General features: G+C 62.9%; 19 protein-coding genes. 16 read left to right on the forward strand and 3 right to left on the reverse strand.

Annotated features, from left to right (window positions below; all coding sequences use genetic code 11):
- Positions 1-91: 91 nt before the first annotated feature.
- Positions 92-1,645 carry a nitric oxide reductase transcriptional regulator NorR gene (gene norR, locus N430_RS20025; protein WP_110638483.1) on the reverse strand — a complete coding sequence of 518 codons (1,554 nt, stop codon included), beginning with the start codon at positions 1,643-1,645 and terminating at the stop codon, positions 92-94.
- 155 nt (positions 1,646-1,800) lie between these two features.
- Here norR and hmpA point away from each other — a divergent pair, with 155 nt between their 5' ends.
- The 12 genes from hmpA (at position 1,801) to N430_RS20095 (ending at position 13,076) form a co-directional block, all read left to right on the forward strand.
- Positions 1,801-2,979, forward strand: a complete 1,179-nt coding sequence (hmpA, locus tag N430_RS20030; protein WP_110638484.1) for an NO-inducible flavohemoprotein — start codon at positions 1,801-1,803, stop codon at positions 2,977-2,979.
- Between the two features lie 430 nt (positions 2,980-3,409).
- Positions 3,410-3,916: a disulfide bond formation protein B gene (locus N430_RS20040; RefSeq protein ID WP_110638485.1), complete on the forward strand. Its 507-nt coding sequence runs from the start codon at positions 3,410-3,412 to the stop codon at positions 3,914-3,916.
- Between the two features lie 558 nt (positions 3,917-4,474).
- Positions 4,475-5,410, forward strand: a complete 936-nt coding sequence (gene cyoA, locus N430_RS20050) for a ubiquinol oxidase subunit II (RefSeq protein WP_103445643.1) — start codon at positions 4,475-4,477, stop codon at positions 5,408-5,410.
- 3 nt (positions 5,411-5,413) lie between these two features.
- The gene (cyoB, locus tag N430_RS20055) at positions 5,414-7,432 is read left to right on the forward strand and encodes a cytochrome o ubiquinol oxidase subunit I (RefSeq protein WP_110638486.1); all 2,019 of its coding nucleotides are present in this window, start codon (positions 5,414-5,416) and stop codon (positions 7,430-7,432) included.
- Positions 7,433-7,435: 3 nt separating this feature from the next.
- Positions 7,436-8,059 carry a cytochrome o ubiquinol oxidase subunit III gene (gene cyoC / locus N430_RS20060; protein WP_027920308.1) on the forward strand — a complete coding sequence of 208 codons (624 nt, stop codon included), beginning with the start codon at positions 7,436-7,438 and terminating at the stop codon, positions 8,057-8,059.
- A complete protein-coding gene (cyoD, locus tag N430_RS20065; RefSeq protein WP_054887538.1) occupies positions 8,059-8,391 on the forward strand; it encodes a cytochrome o ubiquinol oxidase subunit IV in 333 nt (110 codons plus the stop codon). The genes cyoC and cyoD overlap by 1 nt, the downstream gene beginning before the upstream one ends.
- Before the next feature lie 11 nt (positions 8,392-8,402).
- Positions 8,403-9,290 carry a heme o synthase gene (cyoE, locus tag N430_RS20070; protein WP_110638487.1) on the forward strand — a complete coding sequence of 296 codons (888 nt, stop codon included), beginning with the start codon at positions 8,403-8,405 and terminating at the stop codon, positions 9,288-9,290.
- A 318-nt stretch (positions 9,291-9,608) separates the two neighbouring features.
- Complete coding sequence (gene alaC / locus N430_RS20075; protein WP_103445641.1) at positions 9,609-10,817, forward strand: alanine transaminase; 1,209 nt, start codon at positions 9,609-9,611, stop codon at positions 10,815-10,817.
- A gap of 151 nt (positions 10,818-10,968) precedes the next feature.
- On the forward strand, positions 10,969-11,352 hold the full coding sequence (locus N430_RS20080) for a YkgJ family cysteine cluster protein (RefSeq protein WP_079229671.1): 384 nt from the start codon (positions 10,969-10,971) through the stop codon (positions 11,350-11,352).
- A gap of 214 nt (positions 11,353-11,566) precedes the next feature.
- Positions 11,567-12,130, forward strand: coding sequence for a GNAT family N-acetyltransferase (locus N430_RS20085; RefSeq protein ID WP_085673742.1), 564 nt, complete (start codon positions 11,567-11,569; stop codon positions 12,128-12,130).
- Positions 12,127-12,684 (forward strand): hypothetical protein, encoded by a 558-nt coding sequence (locus tag N430_RS20090; protein WP_110638488.1) that lies wholly within the window; start codon positions 12,127-12,129, stop codon positions 12,682-12,684. The genes N430_RS20085 and N430_RS20090 overlap by 4 nt, the downstream gene beginning before the upstream one ends.
- An 11-nt stretch (positions 12,685-12,695) precedes the next feature.
- Positions 12,696-13,076: a lysozyme inhibitor LprI family protein gene (locus tag N430_RS20095; protein WP_110638489.1), complete on the forward strand. Its 381-nt coding sequence runs from the start codon at positions 12,696-12,698 to the stop codon at positions 13,074-13,076.
- Between the two features lie 41 nt (positions 13,077-13,117).
- Here the strand turns inward: N430_RS20095 and mnmH are convergent, their stop codons facing one another.
- Positions 13,118-14,218 carry a tRNA 2-selenouridine(34) synthase MnmH gene (mnmH, locus tag N430_RS20100; protein WP_110638490.1) on the reverse strand — a complete coding sequence of 367 codons (1,101 nt, stop codon included), beginning with the start codon at positions 14,216-14,218 and terminating at the stop codon, positions 13,118-13,120.
- Positions 14,218-15,252, reverse strand: coding sequence for a selenide, water dikinase SelD (gene selD / locus N430_RS20105; RefSeq protein ID WP_110638491.1), 1,035 nt, complete (start codon positions 15,250-15,252; stop codon positions 14,218-14,220). The genes mnmH and selD overlap by 1 nt, the downstream gene beginning before the upstream one ends.
- A gap of 126 nt (positions 15,253-15,378) precedes the next feature.
- Here selD and N430_RS20110 point away from each other — a divergent pair, with 126 nt between their 5' ends.
- The 4 genes from N430_RS20110 to phnE are packed head-to-tail and all read left to right on the forward strand — an operon-like array spanning position 15,379 to position 18,612.
- Positions 15,379-16,233 carry a putative selenate ABC transporter substrate-binding protein gene (locus tag N430_RS20110; protein WP_110638492.1) on the forward strand — a complete coding sequence of 285 codons (855 nt, stop codon included), beginning with the start codon at positions 15,379-15,381 and terminating at the stop codon, positions 16,231-16,233.
- The gene (locus tag N430_RS20115; protein ID WP_110638493.1) at positions 16,230-17,027 is read left to right on the forward strand and encodes a phosphonate ABC transporter ATP-binding protein; all 798 of its coding nucleotides are present in this window, start codon (positions 16,230-16,232) and stop codon (positions 17,025-17,027) included. The genes N430_RS20110 and N430_RS20115 overlap by 4 nt, the downstream gene beginning before the upstream one ends.
- Positions 17,021-17,848 (forward strand): ABC transporter permease, encoded by an 828-nt coding sequence (locus N430_RS20120; protein WP_110638494.1) that lies wholly within the window; start codon positions 17,021-17,023, stop codon positions 17,846-17,848. Before N430_RS20115 ends, N430_RS20120 begins: the two co-directional genes overlap by 7 nt.
- Complete coding sequence (gene phnE / locus N430_RS20125) at positions 17,845-18,612, forward strand: phosphonate ABC transporter, permease protein PhnE (protein ID WP_110638495.1); 768 nt, start codon at positions 17,845-17,847, stop codon at positions 18,610-18,612. Before N430_RS20120 ends, phnE begins: the two co-directional genes overlap by 4 nt.
- The last annotated feature ends 45 nt before the right edge of the window (positions 18,613-18,657 follow it).

The raw sequence follows: 18,657 nt of genomic DNA on the forward strand, positions 1-18,657 counted from the left end.
ATGGCCGTGTAACCGGAGATTAGGGAGATATAGCAGTCCAGCAGATTGCCACCAGATGGCTTTCCGGATAGTCCTTTAGTGAATGCGGGGGTCAGCGAAGCCCCAGGCGACGAGCCAGGCGGCTCAGGTTGGCACGGTCCAGGCCCAGTTCGCGGGCTGCTGCGGCCCAGTTGTCCTGATGACGTTGCAGGCAGGCATCGATCATTTGGCGCTGGTAGTCATCGGTGGCCTCGCGAAGACCACCGGCAGGTACCGCAAGGGCCGCTGGCGTGGCCGGGGAAAGGGGGGTAGCCGCAGTTGGCTGGGTGGCTCGCAGGTCGAGGTCGCTGGCTTCCAGGGTGAGAATGCGTGGGCGTTGCGGGTGTTGACCCATGGCCTTGAGGGCCGAGCGACCGATCAGGTGTTCGAGTTCGCGCACGTTGCCCGGCCAGTCATAGGCCAGGAGTGCTGCTTGCGCTTCACTGCTCAGGCGAAGGCTGTTCAAGCCCAAGCGTGATCGGTTCTGTTCGAGGAAATAACCAGCAAGAAGCAGTACATCGCGCCCACGTTCACGCAGCGGCGGAACTTGTAGCGGATAGACGCTGAGGCGGTGGTAGAAGTCGGCGCGGTAGTTGCCTGCGCGCACTTCTGCGGCCAGGTCGCGGTTGGTGGCGGCGATCAGGCGTACATCGACGCGGTGCTCGCGGTCCGAGCCCAGGCGCTGCAGTTGGCCGCTCTGCAGCACCCGCAGCAGCTTGGTTTGCACGGTCAGCGGCAGTTCGCCGACCTCATCGAGAAACAAGGTACCGCCGTTGGCCAACTCGAACTTGCCGCGGCGTTCGCCGTGGGCACCCGTGAAAGCGCCGCGCACATGGCCGAACAGTTCGCTTTCCACCAGGGTGTCGGGGAGGGCTGCACAGTTGAGGCTGACCAGGGGTTTGTCGGCGCGGCTGCTGGCCTGGTGCAGGGCCATGGCCACCAGTTCCTTGCCCACGCCGGTTTCGCCAGTGATCAGCACGGTCAGCTCGCTGCCGCCTACCAGGCGGATCTCTTCCACCAGGCGCTTGTGCGCCGGGCTCTGGCCGATCAGCTCCTTGTCCTGGCCGCTGGCCTGGCGGTAGACCTCGGCGCGGTGGTGCTCGTCCTCGGCGCGCAGCGCCAGGTGCTCGATCCGCTCGGCCACGGTCACAGTGGCGGCGGCGAGGCTGGCGAAGGCCTGCAGGGCATCCAGCTCCAGGCTCTGGAACTGGCCGGGGGTGAGGGCGTCGAGGGTCACCAGGCCCCACGGGCGCTCGTCGACCATCAGCGGGCAACCCATGCAGTCGTGTACCTCAAGGGCGGCGTCGGGCGCGTTGACCAGGCCATCGTAAGGGTCGGGCAGCTCGGAGTCGCTGGCAAAGCGGGTCGGCTCCGGGCGGCTGAGCAGGATCTGGAAGCGCGGGTGTTCACTGACCTTGAAGCGACGGCCCAAGGTATCGGGCGACAACCCATCGACGGCCAGCGGCACCAGCCATTCACCATCCAGGCGCAGCAGCGCGGCGGCATCGCAGGGCAACAGCCCGCGCATGGCCTGCAGCAGGCGGCGGTAGCGCTCCTGGTCGGGCAAGTCGCGGGACAGGTCACTGACCAGAGGCAGCAAGGTGGTGAGCAACGGCTTTGTAGTCATATGGACTCCTTTAGGTCGATTTGACTATACGCCGGGGTTGGTCGATTTGACATGATCGGCGTCAATGCCCTGATTTCATTGGCGAAAAAAGTTGGCACGATTGCTGTAATAGCAAGGGCAACCATTTGAAGCCTCAGGCTCAGGAGTTGTCGCAAATGCTCAATGCCGAACAACGTGCAATCATCAAAGCCACTGTCCCTCTGCTGGAAACCGGTGGTGAAGCGCTGACCACCCACTTCTACAAGATGATGCTCAGCGAGTACCCAGAGGTGCGCCCACTGTTCAACCAGGCCCACCAGGCCAGCGGCGACCAGCCGCGCGCCCTGGCCAATGGCGTGCTGATGTATGCCCGTCACATCGACCAGCTGGAGCAGCTGGGTGGCCTGGTCGGCCAGATCATCAACAAACACGTTGCCCTGCAGATTCTGCCGGAGCACTACCCGATCGTCGGCAGCTGCCTGCTGCGTGCTATCGAAGAAGTATTGGGCAAGGAAATCGCCACCCCTGAGGTGATCGCTGCCTGGGCCGCTGCCTACGGCCAGCTGGCCGACATCCTGATCGGCGCCGAGGAAAGCCTCTACAAACAGAAGGAAGAGGCTGCCGGCGGCTGGCGTGGCACTCGCGAATTCCGCCTGGTGCGTCGCGAGCAGGAAAGCAGCGAGATCACTTCGTTCTACTTCGCCCCGGTGGATGGCCAGCCGGTACTCAAGGCCGAGCCTGGCCAGTACATCGGCCTGCAGCTGTTCATCGACGGTGCCGAACAGCGCCGCAACTACTCGCTGTCGGCCCTGTGCGACGGCCAGCAATACCGCATCAGCGTCAAGCGCGAGGAGGGCGGCAAGGTCTCCAACTACCTGCATGACCAGTTGGTGGTGGGCGACACCCTGCAGCTGTTCCCGCCAGCGGGTGACTTCACCCTGGCGGCCAGCGACAAGCCGCTGGTGCTGATCAGCGGTGGCGTGGGCATTACCCCGACCCTGGCGATGCTCGAAGCCGCACTGCAAACCCAGCGTGAGGTGCATTTCATCCACTGCGCACGTAACGGTGCCGTGCATGCCTTCCGCGACTGGGTCGACGGCCTGGCCGAGCGCCATCCGCAGCTCAAGCGCTTCTACTGCTATGCCGAGGAGGAGGGCGCTCAGAGCGCTGACGCGGTTGGCCTGCTGAGTCAAGACGTGCTGGGTGAGTGGCTGCCGCGTGAACGCGATGTGGATGCCTACTTCCTCGGGCCGAAAAGCTTCATGGCGGCGGTCAAGCGTCAGCTGAAGGGCCTGGGCGTGCCGGAGCAGCAGAGCCGCTACGAGTTCTTTGGGCCGGCTGCTGCCCTGGAGTAACTTGCTCGATTGTCTGTAGGAGCGGCCTTGTGTCGCGAAAGGGCTGCGAAGCGGCCCCAGGGTTTCAGCTTCGCAGCTGAAATTGCCGGGGCCGCTTTGCGGCCCTTTCGCGACACAAGGCCGCTCCTACAACCTATATATAAGGAAAGATGAACTGAGCCTCAGGCACCTTTCACCTTTAATCCTCCTTTAATCACTGTATCCTTCACTCCCGGGTGTCGAGGGGCTTGCCCCTGCGCGGCACCCGGGCAGTCGCTTTTTTACCGGCAGACGTTGAACCGACGTTGCTGCAGCCGGTCACAGAGTCTCCGGATAGCCCTGCGCAGTGCTGTCCCGCCGCCCCCTCGCACGCTAACGGGCCATGCCTGCGTGTAGAATTGCACTCAGGCGGGCGGACCACGCTGCCACCTATCCATCGAAGGAATCGGCAATGAACGAACAAACATCGCGCCTGAATCGCGAACGGCGCTTTCTGGTGCTGCTGGGGGTGATCTGCCTCGCCCTGATCGGCGGTGCGCTGTACATGCAGGTGGTACTGGGTGAGGCACCTTGCCCACTGTGCATCCTGCAACGCTATGCCTTGCTCTTTATCGCCATCTTCGCGTTCATTGCCGCTGCCATGCCCGGGCGCCGCAGCCTGACCCTGTTCGAGGGGCTGGTGGTGCTCAGCGCCATTGGCGGAATCGTTGCGGCTGGCAACCATGTGTATATACTCGCCAACCCCATGGTCAGTTGCGGCATCGATACCCTGCAACCGATTGTCGACGACCTGCCCCTGGCCAAGCTCTGGCCACTGGCGTTCCAGGTCGACGGCTTCTGCAGCACGCCGTACCCGCCGATCCTCGGCTTGTCGCTGGCACAGTGGGCACTGGTGGCGTTCGTCCTGACAGCCATCCTGGTACCGGTCGGCATCTACCGCAACCGGCGCCAGTCTTAGACATAAGTCCCGATTTCGGTGTGGTCTTTTGCACCGGATGAGAAGAGCGAAAAGTCCTCCCCCGCTTGATCCAGATCAACCTCAAAGCCTTGCTAAATGCGGGTTCGAGGGCTAGCAAGCGGGGTGCGACAAACTGTCGCGAAGTTGATTTGTCGAGCTGGATTGTTACGGATTCTGTAAAGGACTGTTGCTCAATAAGTCATAGTCAAGGGTTGGCGACCTATCTACAATCGCCCCCAATTTCCGTTCGGCACTGCTTGCGAGTCGCAGGATTGAAGGAAGCCCCAGCGCTCCTTTTTGCTGACTTCGTCAAGTTTCGCCCAACGGCGATACCGGGCGGACCCCCCTCCGCGTTTTCCCGCACCAAATGGACTTGGTCTGAAGTACAGGCCTGTTGCCTACGAAACCATAAGCACCGCTAACACGCTTTGCGCCAAGGTCCAGCAGTCGGACCCGGGCAGGAGCGAGTACGGGCGCGAAATGCCGCACTTGGCAGGACGAAGTGTTGGCTACCAAAACACAAATTGCATTGAAGCAAGCTGATCTAGAGGTCGTGAGATGAGTAAAAAGCGTTACCCCAGACTGTTTGGCATATTGCCCTTTTTAGGCATGCTTTTACTCAGTGGGTGCAACTGGACCCTGCTCGACCCGAAAGGTCAGGTCGGCATTGAGCAAAAGAACCTGATCCTGATCGCTACCGGCCTGATGCTGCTGGTGGTGATTCCGGTCATCATCATGACCGTGGCATTCGCCTGGAAGTACCGTGCTTCCAACAAGGCCGCCACCTACACCCCAGACTGGTCGCACTCGACCAAGATCGAACTCGCGGTGTGGATCATCCCGATCATCATCATCATCGCCCTGGGTTACGTCACCTACAAGTCGACCCACAAGCTGGACCCATACCGTCCGCTGGATTCCGACGTGAAGCCGATCCAGATCGACGTGGTCGCGCTGGACTGGAAATGGCTGTTCATCTACCCAGAGCAAGGCATCGCCACCGTCAACCAGATCAACTTCCCGGCTAACGTCCCGGTGAACTTCCGCGTCACCTCCGACGCCGTGATGAACTCGTTCTTCATCCCGGGCCTGGGTGGCCAGATCTACGCGATGGCGGGCATGACCACCAAGCTGCACCTGATCGCCAACGAAAATGGCGTCTTCGACGGTATCAGCGCCAACTACAGCGGTGCTGGCTTCACCGGCATGAAATTCAAGGCTAATGCGACCTCTCAGGAAGACTTCGACAAGTGGGTCGCCGAGGTCAAGCAGTCGCCACTGAAACTGGGCAAGGCCGAGTACGAAGCACTGGCCAAACCTAGCGAATACAACCCAGTCGCGCTGTACAGCGAGGCACCTGCTGAACTGTTCCAGACCATCGTCGACAAGTACGAAGGTATGAACCGCGGCAAGCCGGTCCACGAAGAAGCAGGCAGCAAAGATCTGGCCACCACCGAGTCGAGTGTGCAACCAGCTGCCGGTGCAGAGGAGTAAGAGATGTTCGGTAAATTAACCCTGGAGGCGATACCCTTCCACGAGCCGATAGTCATGGTGACGCTTGCCATGATCGCGCTCGGGGGTATTGCTGTCGTTGGTGCTATCACCTATTTCCGCAAGTGGACCTACTTGTGGACCGAGTGGCTGACGACTGTCGACCACAAAAAGATCGGCGTGATGTACATCGTCGTCGCGATGGTCATGCTGCTGCGCGGCTTTGCCGACGCCATCATGATGCGTACCCAGCTGGCTGCCGCTACCGGTGGCTCCGAAGGCTACCTGCCGCCTGAACACTATGACCAGATCTTCACCGCTCACGGTGTGATCATGATCATCTTCATGGCGATGCCGTTCTTCACCGGCCTGATGAACCTCGCGGTTCCTCTGCAGATCGGTGCACGTGACGTTGCCTTCCCGTTCCTGAACTCCCTGAGCTTCTACCTGCTGCTGGCAGGCGTGCTGCTGGTCAACATCTCGCTGGGCGTTGGTGAATTCGCCAAGACCGGCTGGGTTGCCTATCCGCCGCTCGCGGGCATTCAGTACAGCCCTGGGGTGGGTGTCGACTACTACATCTGGGCGCTACAGCTCTCAGGCCTGGGTACGACACTGACCGGCGTGAACTTCCTCGTCACCGTGATGAAGATGCGCGCACCTGGCATGAAGCTGATGGACATGCCGATCTTCACCTGGACCTGCACCTGGGCCAACGTGCTGATCGTGGCTTCGTTCCCGATCCTGACCGCTGCACTCGCACTGCTGACTGTTGACCGTTATCTGGACTTCCACATTTTCACCAACGAGCTTGGTGGGAACCCGATGATGTACGTCAACCTGTTCTGGGCGTGGGGTCACCCTGAGGTTTACATCCTGATCCTGCCGGCCTTCGGCGTGTTCTCGGAAGTGACTTCGACCTTCTCCGGCAAGCGTCTGTTCGGCCACCACTCGATGATCTACGCATCGGGCGCCATCGCCGTTCTGGGCTTCGCTGTATGGCTGCACCACTTCTTCACCATGGGTGCCGGCGCCAGCGTCAACACCTTCTTCGGCCTGGCGACGATGCTGATCTCCATCCCGACCGGTGTGAAGCTGTTCAACTGGCTGTTCACCATGTACCAGGGCCGTGTGCGCTTCACCGCGCCGATGATGTGGACCCTGGGCTTCATGATCACCTTCTCGATCGGTGGTATGACTGGCGTTCTGCTGGCTGTTCCAGGTGCTGACTTCGTACTGCACAACAGCCTGTTCGTAATCGCTCACTTCCACAACGTGATCATCGGTGGTGCGGTATTCGGCTACATCGCCGGCTTCGCCTACTGGTGGCCAAAAGCGTTCGGCTTCAAGCTGAACGAGAAGTGGGGCAAAGCTGCCTTCTGGTTCTGGATCTCCGGCTTCTACGTAGCGTTCATGCCGCTGTACGCCCTGGGCTTCATGGGCATGACCCGTCGTCTGAACCACTCCGACAACCCACTGTGGGAACCCTACCTGTACGTAGCCGTTGTCGGCGCCGTGCTGATCCTGTTCGGTATCGCCTGCCAGCTGATCCAGATCGTCGTTTCGATCCGCGATCGCGAGCAGAACCTGGACGTGACCGGCGACCCATGGGGCGGCCGTACCCTGGAATGGTCGACCTCGTCGCCACCTCCGTTCTACAACTTCGCCCACATGCCAGAGAAAGTTGGCCTGGACTGCTGGAACGAAGCTAAAGAAGCCGGTGTTGCCTACAAGGTGCCGGGCAAGTACGAAGCGATCCACATGCCGAACAACACCGCTACCGGTCTGTTCATGGGTATGTTCCTGACTGTCTTCGGCTTCGCTTTCATCTGGCACATCTGGTGGCTGGTTGGCGCGAGCCTGCTGGCAACCATCGCGGTCTTCGTTCGCCACGCTGCACGTGACGACCAGGGCTACATGGTTCCGGCCGAAGAAGTGGCGCGCATCGAAGGCGAGCGTCTCAAAGCGCTGGCCAAAGCAGGTGCTCTGCCTGCCGGCGCACGTGTCGAATCGTTTGAACGGGTGTAATCAATGTCCAGTCAAGTAATCCACGGTGGCGCGCATGGTCATGACCATGCTCACGATGACCACCACCACGACTCGGGCCAGATGACCGTCCTCGGTTTCTGGCTGTACCTGATGACCGACTGCATCCTGTTTGCGTCGCTCTTCGCCACCTACGCGGTGCTGTCCGGCAGTTTTGCCGGCGGCCCGTCGGGTCACGACATCTTCCAGCTCGACTTCGTAGCTGTTGAAACGCTGTTCCTGCTGCTGTCCTCGATCACCTTCGGCTTCGCCATGCTGAAGATGTTCGACGGCAAGAAAGCGGGCGTACTGGGCTGGTTGGCTGTGACCTTCCTGTTCGGTGCAGGCTTCATCGCGATGGAAATCTATGAGTTCCATCACCTGATCGGCGAGGGCTTCGGCCCGACCCGCAGTGGCTTCCTGTCGGGCTTCTTCGCCCTGGTAGGTACCCACGGTCTGCACGTGACCGCCGGCCTGATCTGGATGGCAATCATGATGTACCAGATCAACAAGCACGGCATCACGCCGACCGCCAAGACCCGCATGAGCTGCCTGAGCCTGTTCTGGCACTTCCTGGACGTGGTCTGGATCTGCGTATTCACCGTCGTCTACCTGCTGGGAGTTCTGTAATGGCTAACGCACACGACACTCATCACGAAGGTAACCACGGCAGCGTCAAGTCGTACATGATCGGCTTCATCCTGTCGATCATCCTGACCGCGATCCCGTTCGGCCTGGCCATGTCGCCAAGCCTGCCGAAGAACCTGACCGTTCTGATCATCGTGGCCATGGCCGTGATTCAGGTAGTGGTACACCTCGTGTACTTCCTGCACATGGACCGCTCGAAAGAGCAGCGTTCCAACGTGTCGACGTTCCTGTTCACCACCTTGGTAATCGCTCTGCTGGTCGGCCTGTCGCTGTGGATCATGTTCAGCATCCACTTCGAAATGATGGCCAAGTGAGGTAAGACTGCATGTCCGTTAAGCACTTTATCCAAATCACCAAACCGGGGATCATTTTCGGTAACGTGCTTTCCGTGGCAGGCGGTTTCTTCCTTGCCTCGAAGGGCCATGTGGACTTCGCCCTGTTCCTGGCGGTGGTGATCGGTACTTCGCTGGTGGTGGCGTCCGGATGCGTGTTCAACAACTGCATCGACCGTGACATCGACCACAAGATGGAGCGCACCAAGAACCGCGTCATGGTTCAGGGCGGCATGTCGCTGACCCTCGCGCTGGTCTACGCCACCCTGCTCGGGGTGGCGGGCTTCAGCCTGCTGTATGTCCAGGCCAACCCGCTGTCGGCGTTCTGTGCGCTGATCGGCTTCATCGTCTACGTCGGTTTCTACAGCCTCTGGCTGAAGCGCAAATCGGTGCACGGCACCTTGGTCGGCAGCCTGTCCGGTGCCATGCCTCCGGTGATCGGCTACTGCGCCGTGAGCAACAGCTTCGACCTGGCTGCAGTGACCCTGCTGGTGATGTTCAGCCTGTGGCAGATGCCGCACAGCTTTGCCATCGCGATCTTCCGCTTCAAGGATTACAGCGCTGCCAACATTCCGGTCCTGCCGGTGGCTCGTGGTGTCCTCGCAGCGAAGAAGCAGATCGTGCTGTACGTGCTGGCCTTCCTGCTCGCTACCTTGATGCTCACCCTCGGCGGTTACGCCGGCCTCGGCTACCTGGCCGTGGCAGCAGCCATGGGCCTGTACTGGCTGTACATGGCCTGGGGTGGCTACAAGGCTGAAGACGACAGCAAGTGGGCCCGCAAGGTGTTCGGCTTCTCCATCCTCACCGTCACTGCCCTGAGCGTGATGATGGGTGTGGACAGCCAGACAGCTGCAGATGTGCTGATGACCTACGCGCGCTGATCGAGGCGAGTGCTTCACTAAAGAACCCGGCCACTGCGCCGGGTTTTTTATGCCTGTGATTTTTGCGTTGGCTTCTTCGCGGGCACGCCCGCTCCCACAGGTACGGCGCTGGCCCCTGTGGGAGCGGGCGTGCCCGCGAAGAGGCCTGAGCTGTAAACATAAATCTTTGATTTTCAAAAAATACATCTGAAAAGTTCTAGAAAAACAGGATATTGTCCTTTACAGGAATCCTGTTTCGGGACTATCTTCTGATCCAGGCCGCCGCAGCGGCCAGCGTCGCTCGGACGGTTCCGGGCGCTTACGTCTCCAGAGGAAACCATGGCCAATCCAGGTTCGCCGCGCCGCTTCGCGCGCATCGATCGTCTCCCCCCTTACGTCTTCAACATCACTGCAGAACTCAAGATGGCTGCCCGCCGCCGTGGCGAGGACATCATCGACCTGAGCATGGGCAACCCCGATGGCGCGACCCCGCCGCACATTGTCGAAAAGCTGGTGCAGGTCGCCCAGCGTGATGACACCCATGGTTACTCCACCTCCCGCGGCATCCCGCGCCTGCGCCGGGCCATCTCCAACTGGTACAAGGAGCGCTACGAGGTCGACATCGACCCGGAAAGCGAAGCCATCGTCACCATCGGCTCGAAAGAGGGCCTGGCGCACCTGATGCTCGGCACCCTCGACCACGGCGACACCGTGCTGGTGCCTAACCCGAGCTACCCGATCCACATCTACGGTGCCGTGATCGCCGGTGCCCAGGTGCGTTCGGTGCCACTGGTGCCAGGGGTAGACTTCTTCAACGAGCTGGAGCGGGCGATCCGCGAATCGATCCCCAAGCCGAAGATGATGATCCTCGGCTTCCCGTCCAACCCCACCGCTCAGTGCGTGGAGCTGGACTTCTTCGAGCGTGTGGTGGCCCTGGCCAAGCAGTACGACGTGCTGGTGGTGCACGACCTGGCCTACGCCGACATCGTCTACGACGGCTGGAAGGCCCCGTCGATCATGCAGGTGCCGGGCGCCAAGGACATCGCGGTGGAGTTCTTCACCCTGTCCAAGAGCTACAACATGGCCGGCTGGCGGATCGGCTTCATGGTCGGCAACCCTGAGCTGGTCAGTGCCCTGGCGCGGATCAAGAGCTACCACGACTACGGCACCTTCACCCCGCTGCAGGTGGCTGCCATTGCCGCCCTGGAAGGTGACCAGCAATGCGTGCGCGACATCGCCGAGCAATACCGCCAGCGCCGCAACCTGCTGGTCAAGGGCCTGCACGAACTGGGCTGGATGGTCGAGAACCCCAAGGCGTCGATGTACGTGTGGGCGAAGATCCCCGAGCAGTATGCGCACCTGGGTTCGCTGGAGTTCTCCAAGAAGCTGCTGGCCGAAGCCAAGGTCTGCGTGTCGCCGGGCATCGGTTTTGGTGACTACGGCGACGACCATGTGCGCTTTGCCCTGATCGAGAACCAGGACCGCATTCGCCAGGCGATTCGCGGTATCCGCCAGATGTTCCGGGCCGATGGCCTGACCCAGAAGTAACGCGTTACCCGGGCCCGTTTCGGCGGGCTCGGGCCTGCCGGATCAACGGCGAACTATTTTTGCATTGCCCCTCTTCTCAGCCGACTCGGCTTCGATTACAAATGGCGCGCGGGCCCAGCCCCGATAACAACAACCCTCCTTCCGTGCCATCATGTCCGAATACAACCCTTGCCTTGACTGCGGCGCCTGCTGCGGGTACTTCCGTGTGTCCTTCTTCTGGGGCGAATGCCAGTCTGCCGGCGGCCTTGTGCCGGATGACCTGGTGGTACAGATCAACCCCACCCGCGTTGCCATGATCGGCACCGACGCCAAGCCTTGCCGTTGCGTGAGCCTGCAGGGCGAAATCGGTACCGAGGTGGCGTGCACCATCTACGCCAACCGTTCCAGCCCATGCCGCGAGTTCGAGGCGTCATGGGAGGGTGGGGTGCATAACCCCAGCTGTGACGATGCGCGGGCAGCCTATGGGCTGCCGCCCTTGACGCCGCCCGGTGCCAACGAGCCGCACTGGCCGGATGATGGGGCCGAGGTGGCCTGATAACCCTCGAGTCTGTGCGGGCGTTGTAGGAGCGGCCTTGTGTCGCGAAAGGGCTGCGAAGCGGCCCCAGTAAGTTGTGCAACCGCGCGAATTCCCTGGGGCCGCTTTGCGGCCCTTTCGCGACACGAGGCCGCTCCTACAGAGCCCCGGGATGCTCGAACCGGTCACATGACGTTAAACTGTCATCTCCCCAGCAATGGACAGGAGATCCGGCGTGACCCCACCCCGCAGTTTCCCGACTGACCTCTGCCTCGACAGCCCGCGCCTGCAGCTGCGGCCGATGCGCCATGCCGACGCTGAGCAATGGCTGACGATCATGGCCGATCCCGAGGTCATGCGTTACTGGCACCATGCACCCTGGCAAGACCTGGCCGAAGCCGAAAGCGCCCTGGCCGCCGACCGCGAAGCCTACGCCAATGGCGACCAGCTCAAGCTGGGCATGTACCGCCGCGACAATGGCGAACTGATCGGCATGGTCCAGCTGTTCAACATCGATGATGTCTCACGCCGCGGCGAGATCGGCTACTGCCTGGCCAGCGCCGTGCAGGGCAGAGGCTACATGGACGAAGCGCTGACCTGCTTCATCGACTACATCGCCCATACCCTGCACATGCGCCGCCTTGAAGGCGAGATCGACCCACGCAACCAGGGCTCGGCCCGCACCCTCGAACGCCAGGGCTTCGTCCTCGAAGGCACGCTGCGGGCGCGTTGGTGCGTGGCGGGTGAGCTGACCGACTCTGGCATCTACGGCCTGCTGCTGGAGCCGCCAGTCGCATGACCCTGGGCGCCCGCTTACCGGCCTTCTACCTGACCCTGAGCCTTGCCCTGTACCTGCTCAGCCTGGCCTTCGACGGCGCCCTGATGAGCGCCGGCCGGCACATGCCGGCGCTGCAGATGTTCCTGTACGGCCCTTGGGGTATCCCCTTCGGCATGTTCCAGTGGTTCGCCAACCCGCTGCTGGCGGTGGCCATCCTTTGCCATCGACGCTTTCGTCGGCTGGCGCTGCTGCTTGGGCTGGGGGCGTTGTACCTGGCGGCCAGCAGTTTTGGTATCGAACGCCTGCCGGACAACATCAGCTATGAATTCACACACCGCACCGGTTTCGGCGCGGGCTTCTACCTGTGGCTGGCAGCGATCGCCATGTTTTGTCTGGGCCAGGCCTGGCAGTGCTTGACCGCGCGCAGCAGTGACGATGTGCCGGGCTGGAACTGGCTGGATGTCGCCCTGATCGCAGCGCTGGCAGTGACCGCCTACGCGGCGACCCAGATGCCAGCGCTGCAATTCGAGCCGGGCAAGGTGCTGATGCCGCCAGAGCCGGTACAAACGCTATGAAGGGATTTGCGATGAACAAGCGATATCTGATGCTACTGGCCTTCGTTGCGCCGGTGGCGCTGGCCGATGACAACTCGCCGGCCTACAGCCAGTGCATGGACAAAGCCTCCAGCACGGTGGCCATGAGCAGTTGCATCCAGGCAGAGACCCAGCTTCAGGACCAGCGCCTGAACCGGGTCTACAAACAGCTCACGACCAAGCTAGATGCCGGCCCGCAGAAGAGCCTGCGCGATGTGCAGCGACAGTGGATCGCCTATCGCGACGCCAACTGCAAGTTCCACGTGCTGGCCAGTGGCGGGACCCTGGCGCAGCTGGAAGGGGGCATGTGTGTGCTGGACATGACCCGCGAGCGGGCGGCGGAGCTGGAGCGGGTGCTCAGCCCCGGGCAGTGACCTTGCCTGAGGCTGGCTCCCGCAGGAGGGGCGCGCCTCGATCAACGTTGGGCGCGGGCCTTGAGGTACTCGCGCACTTCCACGCCATCCCCGGCAAACTCGATCCGCTCGGCCTTGGCTTCGCGCTGGTAGGCGTACATCGGGTCGTAGTATTCCTTGAGCAACCCTTCGATCCAGCCCCGGTGCAGGTCCACCGCGCCACTGCGCAGTTGCTCGTCCAGCGCCTCATTCAAGATCGCAGACAAGCGCTGGAAGCGCTCTCCGCCAAGACGCTTGTGGATGTTGCTCATGCTTTGCGTCATCCGCCCGGCGAACTTCAGGCGGCCGTCTTCCTCGCCATGCACGTCAACGAACTCGGCGCACAGGTTGATCACGTAATCGCGCAGGATGCGCTCCACGCGATTCTCGAAACTGTCCTCCAGCCACACCATCGGGTAGTGCTGCATGCCTTGGTACAGCTCCAACGGCACAGAGCAGCTGCCGACGATGCGGCCTTCATCTTCCAGCACGAACTGTTCAACGCCTCGGGCGCGCTTCTTCAGCACGTCGACGGCCAGTTTGTTTTCGAAGTCGATCTGCGCCGGCTGGCCGGTGGCGCGCTTGCCGAAGCTGGAGCCGCGATGGTTGGCATGGCCTTCAAGGTCGAGCACGTTGTTCAGCTGGTGCAGCACGTCAGTCTTGCCGGTGCCGGTGAGGCCGCCGACCAGCACGAAGTCGCATTGCTCGACGGCCTGCTGGGTGGTCTCCAGCAGGAAGGTACGCATGGCCTTGTAGCCGCCCTTGATGCGCGGGTAGTCGATGCCGGCCTCGTCGCGCAGCCACTGCTGCACGATCAGCGAGCGCAGGCCGCCGCGGGCGCAGTACAGGTAGCCATCAGGGTGGGCCTTGGCGAAGCTGGCCCAGGCATGCAGGCGCTCGCGCTTGGTCGCGCCGCTGACCAGCTGGTGGCCGAGGGTGATGGCAGCGGCCTGGCCCTGCTGCTTGTAGCAGGTGCCGACCTTCTGCCGCTCCTGGTCGGTCATCAGCGGCAGGTTGACGGTGCCGGGGAAGGCACCTTTGACGAATTCGATCGGCGCGCGCATGTCCATCATCGGCGCGTCGTCGAGGAACAGTTGGCGGAAGTCGGTGCAGTCGGGGCGCATCAGTTCACCTCGACCGCATGGCTCTGTCGCTCGACCAGCAGGCCGATTGGCGACAGGTTCAGGCCCAGTTCGGCTGCCACTGCCAGGAACTCGGCTTCGCCTTCAGGGGTCACTGCAACCAGCAGGCCGCCGCTGGTCTGCGGGTCGCACAGCAGGTGCTTCTGCTCGTCGGTCAGCGCGCCGAGTTTGTGCCCGTAACTGTCGTAGTTGCGCAGTGTGCCGCCAGGAATGCAGCCTTCGGCCAGGTAATGGTCGACGCTTGGCAGGCGCGGCACGGCGGCGTAGTGCAGTTGCGCTGTGAGGCCGCTGCCTTCGGCCAGTTCCACCAGGTGGCCGAGCAGGCCGAAGCCGGTGACGTCGGTCATCGCCTTGACCCCATCGAGCTTGCCGAAGCGGCTGCCCGGAGTATTCAGCGTGCACATCCAGTCGCGAGCCAGGCCCTGATCCTGCTCGCGCAGCTTGGCCTTCTTCTCGGCGGTGGTGAGGATGCCGATGCCGAGGGGCTTGGTCAGGTACAGGCGGCAGCCGGCGGTGGCGGTGTCATTGCGTTTGAGGTGGCGTTTGCTGACCACGCCGGTGACCGCCAGGCCGAAGATCGGCTCGGGGGCGTCGATGGAGTGGCCGCCAGCCAGCGGGATGCCGGCTTCGGCGCACACGGCGCGGCCGCCGCGGATCACTTCGCGGGCGACTTCCGGTGGCAGCACGTTGACTGGCCAGCCGAGGATGGCGATGGCCATCAGCGGGTCGCCGCCCATGGCGTAGATGTCGCTGATCGCGTTGGTGGCGGCGATGCGCCCGAAGTCGTACGGGTCATCGACGATCGGCATGAAGAAGTCGGTGGTCGAGACCACCCCGCGCTCGTCATCAAGGGCATAAACGGCGGCGTCGTCGCGCGAGGCATTGCCGACCCACAACTTCGGGTCCAGGGCCTGGGCGCCGCTTTCGGCGAGGATCACATCCAGCACCTTGGGGGAGATCTTGCAGCCACAGCCGGCACCGTGGCTGTACTGGGTCAGGCGAATCGGCTCGCTCATGTGCACCTCGGGGGATCAATTTGTTGCGCGATTGTAGCAAAGCTGGCCTTTGCGCCTGCGACTCTTATAATTCCCACGGTCGGCGCGTTGCCGGCACTTTCCCCGCTATTGAACCGGAGAACTCCCATGCTCAAACGCCCCCTGGCGCTCGCCGCCGGCCTCGTGCTGTCCTGCTGTGCCGTAGTCGCCCAGGCTGCCGACACCTTGCGGGTCAGTGCCATCCCCGACGAAGCGCCGACCGAACTGCTGCGCAAGTTCGAGCCACTGGGCAAGTACCTGTCCAAGCAACTGGGCATGGACGTGAAGTTCGTTCCGGTCGCCGACTACCCGGCGGTGGTCGAGTCGCTGGCCAGCAACCGCCTGGACATGGCTTGGCTGGGTGGTTTCACCTTCGTCCAGGTGCACCTGAAAGACCCGACCGCCACGCCGCTGGTGCAGCGTGAACAGGACGCCCAGTTCACCTCCAAGTTCATCACTGCCAACCCGGCCGTGAAGAGCCTGGCCGACCTCAAGGGCAAGTCGTTCGCCTTCGGTTCGATCTCGTCCACTTCGGGCAGCCTGATGCCGCGCTACTTCATGCTCAAGGAAGACAACATCAAGCCTGAGAGCTACTTCAGCCGCGTGGCCTATTCCGGTGCCCACGACGCCACCGTGGCCTGGGTGCAGGCGGGCAAGGTCGATGGCGGCGTGCTCAATGCCAGCGTCTGGCAGAAGCTGGTCGATGCCGGCAAGGTCGATACCAGCAAGGTCAAGGTGTTCGCCACCACGCCGACCTACTACGACTACAACTGGACCGTGCGCGGCAACATGGACCCGGCGCTGAAAGAGAAAATCAAGAAGGCCTTCCTCGACCTCGACCCGGCCAACCCGGAGCACAAGGCGATCCTCGACCTGCAGGCGGCCAGCCGCTTCATCGAGACCAAGCCTGAAAACTACGAGGGCACCGAGCAAGCCGCACGTGAGGCCGGCCTGCTCAAGTGACTATTCATGTACACGGCGCCGGCCTGCGCCACGGCCAGGTCCGCGCGCTCGATGCTGTCAGCCTGAGCATCGCCAAGGGTGAGCGGGTGGCGATCATCGGCCCCTCGGGGGCCGGCAAGTCCAGCCTGCTGCACCTGATGGCCACCGCCGTGCAGCCCAGCAGCGGGCACCTGGAACTGTTCGGTGAACAGCCCTGGGCGCTGTCTGCCGGGGCGCGTCAGCGCCTGCGTGCACGGATTGGCCTGGTGCACCAGGCACCGCCGCTGCCGCCGCGCCAGCGTGTGGTGACGGCGGTGCTGGCGGGGCGCCTGGGGCAGTGGGGCCTGCTGCGTGGCCTGCTCAACCTGGTGTATCCGACCGATGTGCCGGGGGCGCGTCAGGCCTTGGCCGAGTTGGGCCTGGCCGACAAGCTGTTTGTCCAGTGCGGGCAGTTGTCCGGCGGGCAGTTGCAGCGGGTCGGCATTGCTCGGGCGTTGTATCAGCGCCCGGAAGTGCTGCTGACCGACGAGCCGGTGTCGGCCATGGACCCGGTGCTGGCCGATCACAGCCTGGCGCTGCTCAATCGCCATGCCATGGCCAATGGCGTGACCCTGGTGGCCAGCCTGCATGCGGTGGACCTGGCGCTGGCGCACTTTCCGCGGGTGATTGGTATTCGTGAAGGGCAGGTGGTGTTCGACTGCCCGGCCGAGGCGGTGACCGAGCAATTGCTGGATGCGCTGTACGCCAATGAGCAACTGGGCTCGCCCGCGCAAGCCCAGGGGCCGACCCTGACCGTGCAGATTCCACGATGCTGAAGGCCGACGCCCGCGACCCGGCTACGTTGCCGCGCTTGTTGCTGACCTTGCTGGCGCTGGCCGTGCTGTGGCCAGGGCTGCAATTGAGCGAACTGAACCCGGGCGTCTTGCTGCAGGCGGAGAACCGGCAGCAGATCGCCAGCTTCACCAGCGCCTTCTGGCCGCCGGCGCACAGTGCCGAATTCCTCACGTTGCTGTACGAATCCACCTTGCAGACGTTGGCCGTGGCAACAGCCGGCATGGCCCTGGCGCTGTTGCTGGCGGTCCCGACCAGCCTGCTGGCCAGCCGTGCACTGTCACTGCGCGCCGCCTCCCGGGGAGGCCGGGCCGGGCCGTGGTCGCGCTTGTTGCGCCTGCCTGTGCGCGGCTTGCTGATTTTTCTGCGTAGCGTGCCGGAGATCGTCTGGGCGCTGCTGTTCGTGCGCGCCGTGGGCCTGGGGCCGACGGCCGGGGTGCTGGCCATCGCCATTACCTACAGCGGCATGCTCGGCAAGGTCTACGCGGAAATCTTCGAATCGGTCGACCAGCGCCCGGCGCATGCCTTGCTGCAGGCCGGCAGCGGCCGATTGGCGGCGTTCTTCTACGGCATCCTGCCCAGTGCGTCGGCGGAAGTGGTGTCCTACACCGTCTACCGCTGGGAATGTGCTGTGCGCGCCTCGGTGGTGATGGGCTTTGTCGGTGCCGGTGGGCTGGGGCAGCAGATCGACCTGTCGATGCGCATGTTCGCCGGGGGCGAAGTGGCGAGCATGCTGCTGGCGTTCCTCGGCCTGGTGCTGCTGGCCGACCTGCTCAGCCGCTTCCTGCGCGGGAGGCTGGCATGAACCGGGTGATCAACCTGCTGGTGATCGTTGCCATTGTCGCGGCAGTGGTGGCGTCGTTCGGTTATCTGCAACTGGACCTGCATGCCTTGGTGGGTGACGGCGGGTTGGGGCAGATGGGCGAGTATGCAGCTCGCTTCCTGCATCCGGACTTGTCCGGCGAGCATCTGCAGGCGGTAGGGCGGGGTGCCATGGAGACCCTGGCCATGTCCGGGCTGGGCACCTTGCTGGCGATGGTCCTCGGCATGCTGCTGGCCTTGCCGACGGCGGGGCGCTTCGGTTGGCCGCTGCAATCGCTGGCGCGGTTGCTGCTCAATGCCTTGCGGGCCATTCCGGAGTTGGTGTGGGCTGCCTTGACGGTGCTGGCGGCGGGCCTGGGGCCCAATGCCGGTACCTTGGCCTTGGCGCTGCACACGTCCGGGGTGTTGGGGCGCCTGTTCGCCGAGGCGCTGGAAAATGCGCCGGCAGAGCCTGCCGCGGCGATTCGCTTGCAGGGTAGTGGTCAGGTGGCGGCGTTCTGTTTCGGGACCTTGCCGAACCTGTGGCCGCAGTTGCTCGCTTACAGCCTGTACCGCTGGGAGAACAACATTCGCATGGCCAGTGTGCTGGGGTTTGTCGGGGCAGGGGGGCTGGGGCAGATGCTCTATACCACCCTGAGCCTGTTCCAGGAGGCCCAGGCCAGCACGGTGATCATGGCGATGTTGCTGCTGGTGCTGCTGGTAGATGCCTTCAGTGATCTGCTGCGCCAGCGGTATGTGCGCGCCTGACAGATAGCCGGGGCCGCTTCGCGGCCCTTTCGCGGCACAAGGCCG

This window comes from Pseudomonas sp. CC120222-01a (genome assembly GCF_003097235.1).
Lineage (GTDB): Bacteria > Pseudomonadota > Gammaproteobacteria > Pseudomonadales > Pseudomonadaceae > Aquipseudomonas.

Excerpts from the sequence above, each read along its gene's own strand:
- norR (WP_110638483.1), bottom strand. The coding sequence starts at position 1,645 with ATGACTACAAAGCCGTTGCTCACCACCTTGCTGCCTCTGGTCAGTGAC.
- hmpA (WP_110638484.1), top strand. The coding sequence starts at position 1,801 with ATGCTCAATGCCGAACAACGTGCAATCATCAAAGCCACTGTCCCTCTG.
- N430_RS20040 (WP_110638485.1), top strand. The coding sequence starts at position 3,410 with ATGAACGAACAAACATCGCGCCTGAATCGCGAACGGCGCTTTCTGGTG.
- cyoA (WP_103445643.1), top strand. The coding sequence starts at position 4,475 with ATGAGTAAAAAGCGTTACCCCAGACTGTTTGGCATATTGCCCTTTTTA.
- cyoB (WP_110638486.1), top strand. The coding sequence starts at position 5,414 with ATGTTCGGTAAATTAACCCTGGAGGCGATACCCTTCCACGAGCCGATA.
- cyoC (WP_027920308.1), top strand. The coding sequence starts at position 7,436 with ATGTCCAGTCAAGTAATCCACGGTGGCGCGCATGGTCATGACCATGCT.
- cyoD (WP_054887538.1), top strand. The coding sequence starts at position 8,059 with ATGGCTAACGCACACGACACTCATCACGAAGGTAACCACGGCAGCGTC.
- cyoE (WP_110638487.1), top strand. The coding sequence starts at position 8,403 with ATGTCCGTTAAGCACTTTATCCAAATCACCAAACCGGGGATCATTTTC.
- alaC (WP_103445641.1), top strand. The coding sequence starts at position 9,609 with ATGGCCAATCCAGGTTCGCCGCGCCGCTTCGCGCGCATCGATCGTCTC.
- N430_RS20080 (WP_079229671.1), top strand. The coding sequence starts at position 10,969 with ATGTCCGAATACAACCCTTGCCTTGACTGCGGCGCCTGCTGCGGGTAC.
- N430_RS20090 (WP_110638488.1), top strand. The coding sequence starts at position 12,127 with ATGACCCTGGGCGCCCGCTTACCGGCCTTCTACCTGACCCTGAGCCTT.
- N430_RS20095 (WP_110638489.1), top strand. The coding sequence starts at position 12,696 with ATGAACAAGCGATATCTGATGCTACTGGCCTTCGTTGCGCCGGTGGCG.
- mnmH (WP_110638490.1), bottom strand. The coding sequence starts at position 14,218 with ATGCGCCCCGACTGCACCGACTTCCGCCAACTGTTCCTCGACGACGCG.
- selD (WP_110638491.1), bottom strand. The coding sequence starts at position 15,252 with ATGAGCGAGCCGATTCGCCTGACCCAGTACAGCCACGGTGCCGGCTGT.
- N430_RS20110 (WP_110638492.1), top strand. The coding sequence starts at position 15,379 with ATGCTCAAACGCCCCCTGGCGCTCGCCGCCGGCCTCGTGCTGTCCTGC.
- N430_RS20120 (WP_110638494.1), top strand. The coding sequence starts at position 17,021 with ATGCTGAAGGCCGACGCCCGCGACCCGGCTACGTTGCCGCGCTTGTTG.
- phnE (WP_110638495.1), top strand. The coding sequence starts at position 17,845 with ATGAACCGGGTGATCAACCTGCTGGTGATCGTTGCCATTGTCGCGGCA.